This is a genomic window from Edaphobacter sp. FHG110511_03, assembly GCF_059115365.1.
On sequence record NZ_JBZYWL010000001.1, the window covers coordinates 1,391,010 to 1,404,602 of the forward strand.

The 13,593-nt window shown below is 55.1% G+C and carries 6 protein-coding genes; 4 read left to right on the plus strand and 2 right to left on the minus strand.

Translation table 11 applies throughout. The annotated features are described in order from the left end of the window. Positions 1 to 197: 197 nt before the first annotated feature. Entirely contained in the window at positions 198 to 1,598 is a 1,401-nt protein-coding gene (locus AC5S26_RS05590) for a hypothetical protein (protein WP_494183863.1), read from the minus strand. A gap of 319 nt (positions 1,599 to 1,917) precedes the next feature. Between AC5S26_RS05590 and AC5S26_RS05595 the strand changes: the two genes are divergently transcribed. Further along, on the plus strand, positions 1,918 to 5,667 hold the full coding sequence (locus AC5S26_RS05595; protein ID WP_494183864.1) for a TonB-dependent receptor: 3,750 nt from the start codon (positions 1,918 to 1,920) through the stop codon (positions 5,665 to 5,667). A gap of 225 nt (positions 5,668 to 5,892) precedes the next feature. Continuing rightward, the gene (locus AC5S26_RS05600) at positions 5,893 to 6,942 is read left to right on the plus strand and encodes a glycoside hydrolase family 43 protein (RefSeq protein ID WP_494184607.1); all 1,050 of its coding nucleotides are present in this window, start codon (positions 5,893 to 5,895) and stop codon (positions 6,940 to 6,942) included. 171 nt (positions 6,943 to 7,113) lie between these two features. Here AC5S26_RS05600 and AC5S26_RS05605 read toward each other — a convergent pair whose 3' ends face one another. After that, positions 7,114 to 10,692, minus strand: a complete 3,579-nt coding sequence (locus AC5S26_RS05605) for a carboxypeptidase-like regulatory domain-containing protein (RefSeq protein WP_494183865.1) — start codon at positions 10,690 to 10,692, stop codon at positions 7,114 to 7,116. A 508-nt stretch (positions 10,693 to 11,200) separates the two neighbouring features. Here AC5S26_RS05605 and AC5S26_RS05610 point away from each other — a divergent pair. Both AC5S26_RS05610 and AC5S26_RS05615 read left to right on the plus strand, forming a co-directional pair. Beyond that, the gene (locus AC5S26_RS05610; RefSeq protein ID WP_494183866.1) at positions 11,201 to 12,124 is read left to right on the plus strand and encodes a hypothetical protein; all 924 of its coding nucleotides are present in this window, start codon (positions 11,201 to 11,203) and stop codon (positions 12,122 to 12,124) included. Further along, complete coding sequence (locus tag AC5S26_RS05615; protein WP_494183867.1) at positions 12,121 to 13,416, plus strand: MFS transporter; 1,296 nt, start codon at positions 12,121 to 12,123, stop codon at positions 13,414 to 13,416. Before AC5S26_RS05610 ends, AC5S26_RS05615 begins: the two co-directional genes overlap by 4 nt. Positions 13,417 to 13,593: the final 177 nt, after the last annotated feature.

Below are 13,593 nucleotides of genomic sequence, written 5' to 3' on the forward strand. Positions count from 1 at the left end.
TGATTTCGATCCCTTGTCTTGCTATAATGGATAGTCGACAGTGTGATCGTGCTGGCAACGGGCTTCATGATTCCACGTCAGTGGCCCGGGCGAATTGCTTCGAAAGCAAAAAGAATCTGCGGCGCTGTGTTTGGTAAAAGACACGAAAAACCAACCGAAGGTTCGGGGGATGACAACCGGTCCGATCGTTTCTACCGTTACCACACCTGAATGGCAACAACTTGTGGAGGGCCGGCCTTCCACCCGATTACATCAGTCGAAATAACAATTTGCAGGTTCTTCGTATCCCAATGTGGAGGTAAACTGCGAATCACGTTCTCCATCATTTCCGTATTGGTTACGAACTCACAGGCTGCCTCAGTTCCACCATCTTGCAGTCCTGCTATTTTGACAAGAAACTCGCCAGTAGGTCCTTTTGGTTCGCGCGTGATCAAACCATAGTCTTTTGCTCCGCGCTCAGTGTATTCCGTTCGCCACGTACGATGTGTCCCTTTCTCCTCGATGTACTGATAGGAGTTGTTATCGTGGATGCCGAAGTGAAAATCGCTGTCGAGGTCGGCGGTCCAGCGGTTGTTCATGGCTCCTACGATGATCGAAGGTGAGTCTCGCAATTCGAGGAACGATCCTTCGTCTCCGAACCGCACGGCGAACGGCTTGCTAATTTTTCCTAAAAATGAAGTCAAGGCCAGACCAGCCCGTACGCCGCCGACCGCAGGTCCGGAGTTGCTCACGGCAATCATGTCGGACCATTGAATGAGTGCCTTTCCTTCGAGAGGCAGAAATTTATTATGCCTATCAACCCCTTTAGCGAAGGCTCCTGGATGGCTGTTCGCGTATTCATCGAATAAATGTGCGGACGGCGCGTAGACGAACGGTTTGCCGAGATTCAGAACGACTGGTTTCGGATTCGACATTATCGGACCCCAGAACTTAGTCAATGCCTCTGAAGCATGTGGCGGTGTTCGGATCAGATAACCTGTTGCGACGCCGATCATCAGAAGAAGCATGGAGAAAGCTATTCTTTGCCAAGACAACACAAGTTTTGGTGATACTGCATACTCGGGCAATGCAAATACCTGTCGCGAGGTTATCTCGGGTAATAAAGAATCACCGTCACCGGGAACCATCGCGATTGCACTCGTTGATTCCGGGAGCATCTTTGCGAAAGTCTCCTCGGATTTCGCAGGGATATCGACTCCTGACTCTATGGGTGCCGAAGCCTGGCGGATGTGAAAAACGGGTACATAGGTCCCAGTGGGGAGCTCCAGCCAAATGCCCTCTTCCTCCTGCGATTCGGCCCGGTACAGTTCCAAGCGACGGCGGACCTCACCTGCTTGCACCCTCACGACGGGATCATCTCCCGTAACATAATCATTGTCCCGTCCGAAAACCTCGATTCCGATCAGCCGTTCCTTGATGACCGACTCATTTCCAAGAAGCTTCTGTTCGACAACGTAACGGAGAAACTGTTGGCTCCGTTTACTGGACCGGAAGTGTCGACTGCCGATAATTCGTCCTAGCTCTGCGCGCACAGCCTCTGGAGTGACGCCGTGTGACTCGACAGAAGGCGGGTTCTCCTGTTCATGAACAGTAATCATTCGTTGCCGAAGTGTACCCTTGCGTGAATTCAATACGCAACGACATGCCTTTTACACCCCAAAAGAACATTCCGGTCCTGTCGCCACTTTATTCATAACAAACGTCATAATCGCAGTTCTTACCGTAAGACACCGTGTCCAACCCTGACAGTCATCAGCATGCCGCCATAGAAATTGGTGGTTCAAGAGACAGGCGTGGATCGTACTGCTGATCGCGGATCGACTCCGAGAGGGTGGGCATTTGACATGTCATCCGATAGGGGGCGTGGGTCCGTGCGGACGGCTGTTTGATCGGCGCGTTGAAGGAGGCTCGACGGGAATGAGGACAGAGCAACAGAACAAGACCCAGCTGACAAGAACGGTCATTGGCCAAGTGATTCGCCATACATGTCGTTTTATCGTTCTTTTACTCGGGGTGGGCTGCATCATGATGGGCGGCAGCAGGCCGGCATGGTCGCAGGGCAGCACCGCAACGTTGGGGGGCCGGGTAACCGATCAGCACCAGGACGTAATCCCTGGTGCCGAAGTGGTCGTGACTTCGCAGGAAACGGGTGTCGCGACGCACGCGCGCACGAATGGTGCCGGACTTTGGCAAATCAACTCGCTCATTCCCGGTCACTATCGGTTTACGGTTACCTCGGATGGGTTTGCAAAGTTAGAACATTCCGCTGTCGATCTTCAGATCGCGGATGTCAAATCCGTTGACGTAGCGATGAAGGTCGGCAGTGTGAATCAGGAGGTCGTGGTGAGCGCGGAGACACCGCTGATTGACACCACGGCGGCGGTTTCGGGCGTTGTGCTCAACTCGGCGGATCTCGAGGAATTGCCCACGATGACCAATTCTCCAACAGAGCTTGCATCGCTGGCGCCCGGTGTCTTCCTGGCTCCTCCTACCGGAGGCGCCGCGTCTCTCTGGTCGAACTCGTCGCTGTCGGGCATTAAAGTAAACGGCTCGGGTTCGGGCAACAATGCGGTTAATTATGTCCTTGACGGCGCGACAGACACGATCGTGTCGAGCGGTAATATTGCGTTCATTCCTCCCAATGATGCCGTCAGCCAGGTCCGCGTGATGACGAACTCATACGATGCCTCGATCGGGCGTACGGCTGCCGGCACGATTAATATGTCATTGAAGTCCGGAACGGAGAAGTTTCACGGTGTGTTGTACGAACGGAATCAGAACAACTTTCTGAATGCAAACTACGTACAATACAAGGCTACAGGGACGCCAACTCCTACGATTCGCTTCAATGAATGGGGTGGAACGATAGGAGGTCCGGTTTGGATCCCGAAAGCGTATGACGGTCGGAAGCACGGCACCTTCTTTTTCTTTTCGTATGATGGCGTTCACAACGTCTCGCCGGCCACGACGAGTTTCCTCAGCATTCCGAACGAAGCGGAACGCAAGGGGGACTATAGTCAGTCTGTCAAAGTTGTGAATGGCGTGACGTATCCCATCGCCATCTATGATCCTAAGACGATCGATTCCGCTAGCAATCGCCAGAAGTTTCCTAACTCAATCATTCCTCAGGATCGCATCAGCCCAATGGCAAAGGCGCTCGTCTCTCTGCTGCCATTGCCGAACGTACCCCACGACGCCGGCGGCACGGACTCCAATAACTATCTCGAGACCAATCCCAAGGTAGACAACTTCTATAGCTGGCTCATACGCGTTGATCAGGCGTGGAACAACAATCACCACAGCTATATCGATTGGCGGCGCAATCAGCTCAGGGAGTTCACGAACGATAATTTTGGGCCTGACAACCTGCTGGCGGGTGAAAATCTGAACCGTGACAACTACGGTCTCACCGTAAACCACACCTGGGTAGTCAATCCGAATGTAATCATCACCTTCAATGCCAACGCCACTGCGTACAAAACCACAGACGGATCGCCTGCAGCCTCCGTCGATCCGACGCAGTATGGTTTCTCAGAGGATTTTGCAAATAGCCAGCCTCTACGTGGTCTTCCGCAGCTTCAGAATGTTTTGGGACTGAGCACGATTGGAACTACGGTCGGGCCGCTCTATGAGAACGATTATCAATGGGAAGGTCGCGGTTTCGTGACACAGATCCTGGGGAGGCATACCCTCCGCTACGGCGCCGAGTATTTATTGCAACAGGAAGCAGACGGAAATAATTCTGGGGCGACCGGGATCTTTAATTTCAGCTCAATATGGACCTCGCCCAATCCCAACACCACGGCGCCGGCAGGGGCGGATACCGTAAATCCGTCTTTCCTGCTGGGCCTGCCAAGTTCGGGGTCCATCGCACAAAACGCGACGGCATTCTGGTCGCAGCCCTTCACTGGCGCTTTTGTGCAGGACGACTGGCGCGTGACTCCAAACTTCTCGCTCGATCTGGGAATTCGTTGGGATATTCAACTCTCCCTGAAGGAGCGTCATGATCGCTACTACGCTCGCTTTGATCCCAATGCCAACCTTGAACCTGTAACCAATTATGCTCAGCCGCAATATGCAAATCTGCTGGCGGGATCATCGACCAGCTCGGGCGTCGCATTCCTGCGCCAGTATCGGAGCGACGCTTCGACCTTCCAGGCCAGAGGTGCGATTCAATACGCTGGTCTCGACGGGACCAATCGTTCTCTGACCGACCTGCAGTACAAGTATTTCCAGCCCAGAATCGGTTTCGCCTACCAGTTCGGTCCACAGTCTGTGCTGCGGGGTGGCGTAGGTCGATTCGTACAGGCAAACTTCACGGCAAATCACGGAGATCAGCTTGGCTACAGCACGACGACGCCGTTTACCGCATCGGATGACAACTATCGCACCTCCTCGGCAACGCTTGATAGTCCGTTTCCAGCCGGCCTTGTAGCTCCCACGGGAAACTCTCTTGGTGCGCTCACCAGCGTCGGCTCTGTCTCGAGCTTCTTTACCTCAAATGTGAAGCGACAGTATACGGACGACGTAAGTCTCCGCCTTCAACAACAGGTTCGCAACTATCTGTTTGAAATCGGGGGTGTCTTCGATCGTACGACTGGTCTTACTACCGGCTATCAGATTGATGAGCCGGGCCTGGATGTCTGGCATGGAGCATTTGACCCGAAGTTTGATGCTAACGGACGTCCCGTCGATACCCTCCCTGGCAATGTGGTCGTGTCTAACCCGTTCAAGGGGGCACCGTACATTACATCGAGCCTGGAAACCAATTCAACGATAAGCGCGTATCAGCTCGCTCGTCCGAATCCCTTGATCAATGGCATCACAGAGAGTCTCTACAGCGGAACTTCAACAAACTATGCCTTACAGGCGCGCGTGCAACGGCGTTATAAGGACGGCTTCGGTATCATCGCGAATTTCACCTGGGGCAAACAGATGGATAAGACCGGCTACTTCACGCCCGCTGTTTATTCGCAGGCGCTGCATCGACAACTCAGTCCCAACGACCGCCGTTTCCAGATCTCGATCAGCCCCACTTACATCCTTCCGTTCGGTCAAGGCAAGCTGATTGGAAGCCACGTCAATCATTTCGTGGATGGGCTAATTGGAGGGTGGGAGATCTCCGCAATCTACAAGTTCTACTCTGGAACGCCGATTACGCTGCCGACCAATACGGCCTTCTTCGAGGGGAGCGACCCTGCGGACGGAATAGCTAAAAGTAAATCGAAATGGTTCAACACCGATAAGTTCCGGGCGTTTCCGAATCGCAGCACCACGGTTGCGCAACTGGCTGCCTATCCGTCCTGGACCGGAGTACAGAGTCTGCCTGGCTATAATTGGTCGCCGACGTCGTCTTCGGATCAATCAAGGAATGGTGTCTACAACGACTTCAAGACCTGGATCAGCGATAGTCCGACAACCTTCGGCTCAGTACGCAACCCTTACACAAATAACTGGGACATCGGCTTGCGTAAGAATTTCCCGATCCATGAAAGCATACGGCTACAACTGCGCATCGATGCATTCAATGCCCTCAACCATCCACAGTTCGGGAACGTGGATACGACCCCGTCTGACACCTACTTCGGATGGGTTGGCGGATCTCCCATTCCGTCCCAGGTTAATACACCAAGAGCGATTCAGTTGCAGGGCAAGCTCTATTTCTAAGTCCTCTAATATTTGTCAGAGCGAGATAGACGTATAGGCTTGCTTAGACATGCGAGCAAGCCTATACGCTCCGCTGGCCCATTCAATCCGTAGGTTCCTACCGCAATTCCTTAGCGACGCAGTCCTAAGCGCACGCATCAAACTAAATCTACTACCAATCGAACATCGGGTGATCCGATTATGCCTTTCGTACGTTCTGTCGCTGCTGCATTACGTCTTGCGTGCATGTTTTCAATATTAGGGATAACGATCCTTTGTTGGGCCGGCTTCCCGGCGCCTGCGCTTTATGCTCAGGTTGGCTCGAGTGAATCTGCGACATTTACGAATCCACTGAAAGACTCTGGTGCTGATCCGTGGGTTTTTATGTGGAAGGGAAACTATTACTACATGAACACGACCGGCCGAAATCTGACGCTCTGGAAGACGCAGAACATCACAGAGCTTCATGATGCCGAGAAAAGAGTTGTGTGGACACCAGAGTCAGGACAGCAATGGTCTAAAGACGTCTGGGCGCCTGAACTGTATCGTTGGGACGACAAGTGGTACATCTACTTTGCTGCAGATAACGGCAAGAATGCATCGCACCGTATCTTCGTGATCGAGAATCCTTCCGACGATCCGATGGATGGAGAATGGACTTTCAAAGGTAAGGTCTCAGATGCGACCGACAGGTGGGCTATTGACGCCGATGTGTTCGAGGTGAAGGGTCGGCACTACATGGTTTGGTCTGGATGGGAAGGAGATGCGGACGGCGAGCAAGATATCTTTCTCGCGCATATGAATAGCCCGTGGACAATTGATTCTCCCCGGACGCTCATCTCTATTCCCAATCATCGATGGGAGAAGTCTGGAAACCTACCTAACAAAAGACACGTAAACGTGAACGAAGGGCCAACAGCACTCATTCACGAGAAAGATATCTTCATTGTGTATTCAGGTTCCGGCTGCTGGACAGATAACTACTCACTCGGTGCTCTGCGGTCGACCGTCGATTCCGACTTGTTGGAAGCAAGATCATGGAAGAAGCTGCCACACCCGCTACTAAAAACCTCTCGTAAGGCTCAGGCTTTCGGTCCTGGACATAATGGGTTCTTCAAGTCTCCAGACGGGACTGAGGATTGGCTGATCTATCATGCCAACCCTCAGTCCCACCAGGGATGCGGAGGTCATCGTAGCCCCCGCATTCAGCCCTTTCACTGGAATAAGGACGGAACGCCCAATTTCGGGAAGCCTGTTCGGTTAGGACAGCGACTCCCCCAACCCTCACGCAAGTGAATCGCTTCGGAGCGAATCATACAGCGGGCTGCGTAGCCGTTCGGATGCCTTAATGGGAGACAAGTTGTAACTGTCGGGGGAGAGATACAGAGGATAGGCTTGTCGGAAGGCAGGAAGGTACAAGTCCCGGCGTAGGATCTTCTGATCACAACGCCGGGATTCTTGGAGTGTTTAGAACTCGAGACGGACGGACACTTGGCCGGTACGGTTGCCTCCGTTCTCGTTGGTGGTAGCCGCCGTGATGGTCCCGAAAGCATTGGCATTGCTGAGGTCCAGGTTGGGGTTGGCAAGATTGGTGTGGTTCAGGACGTTGGTAAAGGTTCCCTCAGCCTTGAGATGCACACCTTCTGCCAGAGTGAAGGTTTTGCTGAGGCCAGAGGAGAGGTTGATGAGCCCCGGGCCGACAATAGAGCCGACCTGCGAGTTTCCGAAGCGTCCAATGGGAAGCGGCACAGGGCCGGAGCCGCTGCCGGTGGTGCACTTGGTGCCTGGCTGCCATGCGGGATAGCCGGGGCAGGTGAAGGCCTTGGCGTTGACCCAATTGTTGCGATTCTGGTTGGACGGCTTCCAGTTTGCGCCTGGAACGTTATCCGCATGCTGCGGACGGCTGGGAGCGATCCAGCCTGCGGCAGTCGCTCCGATACCGGAGCCGGTACCGGAGGCATCGCCTTGTCCGCCGGGGAAGTATGGGGTGAGGAAGGCGCCGGTCTGCCAGACGAAAACGGAGCTGAGACGCCAGCCTCCGACGACGGCATCGGTGAAGCGGGACATGGAAGAGCCGTAGCGGCGGCCACGACCGAAGGGAAGATCATAGACGGCCGTCGTGTTCCAGCGGTGGCGACGAGTTCCTTCGACGTTGCCGAAGTCGGCGTGGCGGTCAAGGACAGAGGTGGATCGTGCCCCGCCGCTCTCCCCGGCAAAACCGGTGTTGTTGGGACCCTGGTTGTCGGCGAGAGCTTTGGCGTAGGTCCACGAGGAGTCGAAGCTCAAACCACGCTGGAAGCGATGGCTGAGTTCGAGCTGAAGAGCGTTGTAGGTTTCGTTGGCACCAGTGGCGCGAGTGTTAATGGTGCCCCAGTTCGGGAAGAGGCGGGCGGTGAAGGGCTGGTTATACGCCGCAACGGTTGAGGAGAACTGCAGGGTATTTTCATCAGGCGCCCAGACGAGCTGGCGAGTGATGGAGCCAATGTAGGAGATGCGTCCGCCATAGCCAGAGCCGAAGTCGTGGTCGACACTGAGGGACCACTGCTGGGTGTAGGGATCCTTCCAGTTGGTGCTGTTGGCGGTGCCGAAGTCATTCTGACCGTAATTTTTGCTGCTGCCGCCCGCGGCCGCTCCGGCAAAGATGGAGGGCCACTGATAGCCGATGGCGTGTGTGGTGGGGTTATAGGTGTTGACGTATTCGGTTGTTGCGGCCTGCAGCGTTCCGGTGAGCGAATAGAAGTTCGAACCGAGCAGGGTGATGTTGTAGATGCCATAGCCGCCGCGGATTGCGGTCTTGTCGTCGTTGAAGGGCCGGAAAGAGAATCCAAAGCGGGGCATGAAGCGAAGCTTGGGATAGTGCTTGAGGCCGCCGGGGAATCCGGCCTGGCTTGCGGTCTCGACCGGCATGCAGGGGGCGCCGTTGATGACAGCGGAGTTGGTGTTGTGGAGTCCATCGGGATTGCAGGCGTTTGCGCTGGCCAGATAGTTCTGCGCAAGCAGGCTGGACTTGCCGTCCGGGTAGATGACGCGGCCGGAGAGCGGGACGCTGGGATCGAAGTTTCCGATGTCGCCGCCGGCATCGGTGTATCCGGGATGGAGCTCGTAACGGATTCCGTAGGTTAGGGTGAGGCGGTTAGAAACCTTCCACTGGTCCTGAGCAAAGAAGTGATAGTGGATAGTGCTGCCGTCGTTGTCCTGCTGGACGGTGTCGTACTCGGTGCCGTTGGGGATGCCGAGGAGGAAGTCGGCGAAGTCGACGCCGGAGTAGTTGCCGACGGCGGAGCCGGTGGTGGTGTAGCCGAAGGTGCCGTAGTTATCGGCGCCGAAGAAGCCCAGCGGGGACATAGAGCGAATGGTGCGGATATCTCCGCCGAACTTGAAGGTGTGATTGCCGTGGGTCCAGCTGAGGGTATCGGTATAGACGAAGATATGGGACTTGTTGGTGGAGGAGAGGCGGCCGACGTCGAGGCTCTGAATCCTCTGGAAGGAGACCTCAGGCAGGCCGTTGAAGAAGAGGTTTTGAAGACCGACGAGCCCGAGTCCGTTGGTGAAGCTCTTTCCGTCGAGACTGTTGTCCTCTCCGGAGGTGTAGAGGGTGAAGCCGAAGTGGGCTTCGTTGATCAGATTGGGCCGGGCAGTCCAGGTGACGTTGGTACTAAGCACGCGAGACTGATTGGCGGTGACGGAGGAAGGAACGAGCAATTTCTGAGGGGTTAATTGGGGGTAATTCTTCCAGGTAAAGCGGCCCCAGATGAGGAACTTTTGATTTGCCCCGAGATACTGGTCTCCGCGGACGTCGAACTGATCGCTGTGCTGGCTTTTGTCCTGGTTGACGTAGTAGTTGGGGTTCTGGCCGTCGGTGTAGGAGTTGAGGTCACCATGGTTGGGATCGGGGAAGAGGCTGAGGATCTTCTGAGAGATGGGGCTGATCACGTTGCTGGGAAGCACGGCGCCATAGGTGCCGCCCATGAAGGGGTTATTCAGGGTACCGGCGAAGCCTTTGGCGTTGTAGTGGCTGAAGTCGCCGTTTTTCATCGCTACGGTGGGGACAACCTGCTGGCTAGGAGCCTGCTGGGGAAAGCGGTAGCCTTCGTAGTCGGCGAAGAAGAAGGTGCGGTCATGGCCATTGTAAAAATGGGGAATTTTGACGGGGCCACTCATCTCCACGCCGAAGGTATTGCCGACTTTGTGAGGCTTGGTGGCGGCACCGAAGGGGATGGAATCGAAGGCAGCGTTCTGGTGATACCAGAATGCGGAGCCGTGATAATGATTGGTTCCACCTTTTGTGACGATGCTGACTTCGCCGGGCTGGCCGAACTCTGCGCTATTTCCAACGCCGTCGGTGCGGAGTTCGGAGATGGCTTCGGTGGAGGGAAAAGCGTCGGCGAGAGGACCACCGCCGCCTGCGTTCTGGACAGTGATTCCATCGACCGCTACCTCAGAGGCAAAGGGCAGGCCACCTTGCAGAGAGTAGGAGGGAGGATTTCCCTCAGACTGCACTCCGGGGAGGGTGGCGATCAGACTGAGACCACTGGTGCCTCCCGAGCCGGCACGATTGTTGACGGGAAGGTTCTCGGCGTCTTCGCGGGTGTAGACGGCGCTGATGGAGTTGGTCTCGGTCTCGATGGCGCTGGCCTGCTCGCCGCTGACGACGACCTCCTGCTGCACGCTGCCGATGGCGAGCGCGACGTTGAGGCGAAGCTGCTGACGCAGGGCGACCGCGACATTGGTCTGAGACCATTTCTCAAAACCGGTGGCGGTGACGCTGATGGTGTAGTGCGCGGCTTTGGTCTCGAGGAACTGGAAGTCGCCCGCGGCGTTGCTGTTGGTTTCGCGGAGGATGCCTTCGTCGGTATTGAGAAGGGTGACGTGGGCTCCTGAGACGATGGCTCCACTGGGGTCTTTTACCGTGCCAACGATTGCTCCCTGGTTGGACTGCGCCCTGGAAGAAGTGGCGGTGAGGACGAATATGAACAAGGTGGCCAGTGCGGCCAAGTTCCACCGCAGGCGTGTCTGGCACGATATGCGGGTCGCTCTCTGCATCATGATGGTCGGCTCCTGAAAGTTAAAACAGCGTGCGGGGGACGGAAAATCGCGGCTGCCCGGGATGGGGGTGCGGATTGGCAAACGTGCCATGCACAGAAGCGTTCCGCCTCAGGTCTATCAAAGAGGAGATTGGGGCTGAGAAGTAGGTTGCTAACTGTTAAAGTTCCGGGGTTTTCGCGGAGAAACAAGGAGTTGGGGCGGAATTATTTGCACGGCATTCATCTTGGAAGTTGGGTTCTTCACACAGAGGACGTTCATATTCAAGGATTGTTAACTCGATTTGGATAGCGTAGAGGTACCTACCGCGCAGAGCAGAAAGACTCGAACACCGAAGGAACAATAGATGGCGACGGTGCCTCAAATGCCGAAAAGTTTCGAGGATGCCCGGTCACGTCATCTTGAAGTGGAAACGGAGCTGGAACGGATCTGTTCCGCCGTTCATTTTCGAACCAGTAAACGTGCCTGTGAGTTTCTGCGATACGTCGTCCGGGTTGCCCTGGATGGACGCATGGACTCCTTAAAGGAGCGGTCCATCGGCATCGATCTGCTTGGGCGGGATATCTCCTACGACCCGAGCTCTGATGCAATTGTCCGGGTACGCGCGAACGATGTTCGCAAGCGCCTGACGTCTTTTTACGCATCTTCCGAAGCCATGTCGAAGATTCAGATCAATTTGCCGTTGGGAACTTATATTCCCTGCTTCATACCACATGAACCTGTCGCAGAAAAATCAGCGATGGACGTTGTTCCTATTGCAAAATCCGAGGTTCAGGATGCGGCGTTGGTCCCCGTTCCTCTGAGCAATATGGCTCTTATGCGTCCAACGTTGCTGGCGTTGTTGCTGTGTCTTTTATTGATACGGCACCGGCTGGAGGATCGGGAGTCTTACCTTCGGTTCTGGGATCATGTATTAAGTGGCCGCAATGTTCTGCTTCTTTCGATTGATCAACAGCAGCAGGGGAAACTGGCTCAAAGCCTCTATCCCATCGCATGGATTGCGGGCAGATATGGTGTGGATACGGCAATTGAGAACAGCGTTCCCTCAGGAATAAGGCCCGAACAGCTTGCATCGGTAGAAGAGGGCCTCATTACTCCACCGACACTTGCGCGGGATAAGCGCCTGCGCTGGATTTTGACCGAACAACCCGAAGAGGGACGGATTACGGACCGAGTGGTGCACGATCGGGTCTGGACGTCGAATATCTCGTCAGCTGCTCTGCTTACCGTTTTGCCGGAAGATACTGCCACCCTCTATATAGAGGGAACCGACAGCGAGGCCATAGAACATCTGCTGGAGGATCTGACATCGCAAAAACATTTCCCCGATGGTGTGACGGATGAACTCGGCAGCCGCAATCCCCTTCAGGTTTTACTACTGCATACCGTGGCCGGGCAGTGGCAGACGCAAGTCTTCCTTGGAGATCCAAAGTGACATCGCCTGAACAAAAGAGTGACCTCTATAAACGCTGGCGTATGGCCGCTTTCAACTCCAGCTGGCTTCTTTATGCGGGCTACTATCTGTGCCGAGAGAATCTGACCACGGTTCTAAGTCTGCCGAGTGCACCAGCAGGCCCGGACTCGCTGGCAAAACTACTTTTCACATTCGCCCTGGCTTACGTCTTCGGCCATATCTTTGCAGGAACGATTGCCGATCTGCGCGGACCCCGTCATATTGCACTGATCGGCGGACTGGTGTCCGCTGCGGCTACGACTGCGATGGTGTTTACTCATAACCTGCACAACCTTCTGACCCTACAGTTATTGAACGGCTTTGGGCAAGGCCTGGGATTTCCTGCTCTTGCTAAACTTCTGGCCTCCTGGTTTACGCGAAAGGAAAGGCCTCCTGTTCTTGCATGGTGGAGCGCCAGTTATTCGCTCGGCGGAGGTCTCGCGGCCAGCGTCACTTTGTGGTGTCTGACTCCGCATCTTCTTTCGACCTGGGGATGGAGGCGATGTTTCGCCTTGCCGCCCCTGCTGTTGATCCTGCTCTCGATCTATTTCTATATAGCTACTCGGGATAAACCGGAGGATGTCGGCCTTGAGCCGCTGGGTGCTGTCGATGCCATGGAGGAGAACGAGGCGAATGGCGTGCTCCGAGGCTGGTGGATGGTGCTTTCGAATGCAAACATCCGAACGATCTCGGCGATGTACTTCTTCCTCAAGATGACGAGGTATGCTCTGCTCTTCTGGCTGCCCCTGTATCTTGTGCAGACTTCGCATCTTTCAAATAATCGCGCGGCTTCGGCTGGAACCCTGTTTGAGTTGTTTGGATTTGCGGGAGCCCTCTTTGCAGTTCATATCTCAACCCGTTATTGCAACTCGCGGCGCTACCCGGTAGCGACGATGCTGCTTTTCGGGCTGGGATTTCTTTCGCTTCTGCAGCCGATGATTGCGAACCTTGGATGGTGGGCCTCGGCTGTCAGCATCTGCCTGATGGGCCTGATGGTCTATGCCGTGGATGCACTGATGGTCTCAATCGCGGTGCTGGAGACTGTGCCGCTGGCATGCTCGGGACGCGCCATTGCGGCGGTTAATGGAGCGGGATCGGTAGGGCAGATGTTCGCTCCACTGCTGGTCGTCTGGTTCGCTCATCATTACGGCTGGGACAATATCTTCAACCTGTTTCTGATCACATTCATGATCGCGGCCGCAATTGTGGCTCCTCGTTGGAATGACGGGCCGCGTGAAACAACCGTGCACTCCCCTCTGATTCCCCAAAATTGAATCTCGCCTTGTTAAGATTTTGTTGCAGGCTCATGGATGAGCTTTGGTAAGTCCAATACTTGGAACAGAGACCGAGTTTCTGAACCGTTAAAGACCTTTCGCGATGGGAGAGAGCGCGTTAAGGTCATAGCTGTTCCCCTCTGCAACGCGATCAGCGAAGAGGCGGAAGAGCGTTTT

Excerpts from the sequence above, each read along its gene's own strand:
- AC5S26_RS05590 (WP_494183863.1), bottom strand. The coding sequence starts at position 1,598 with ATGATTACTGTTCATGAACAGGAGAACCCGCCTTCTGTCGAGTCACAC.
- AC5S26_RS05595 (WP_494183864.1), top strand. The coding sequence starts at position 1,918 with ATGAGGACAGAGCAACAGAACAAGACCCAGCTGACAAGAACGGTCATT.
- AC5S26_RS05600 (WP_494184607.1), top strand. The coding sequence starts at position 5,893 with ATGTTTTCAATATTAGGGATAACGATCCTTTGTTGGGCCGGCTTCCCG.
- AC5S26_RS05605 (WP_494183865.1), bottom strand. The coding sequence starts at position 10,692 with ATGATGCAGAGAGCGACCCGCATATCGTGCCAGACACGCCTGCGGTGG.
- AC5S26_RS05610 (WP_494183866.1), top strand. The coding sequence starts at position 11,201 with ATGGACTCCTTAAAGGAGCGGTCCATCGGCATCGATCTGCTTGGGCGG.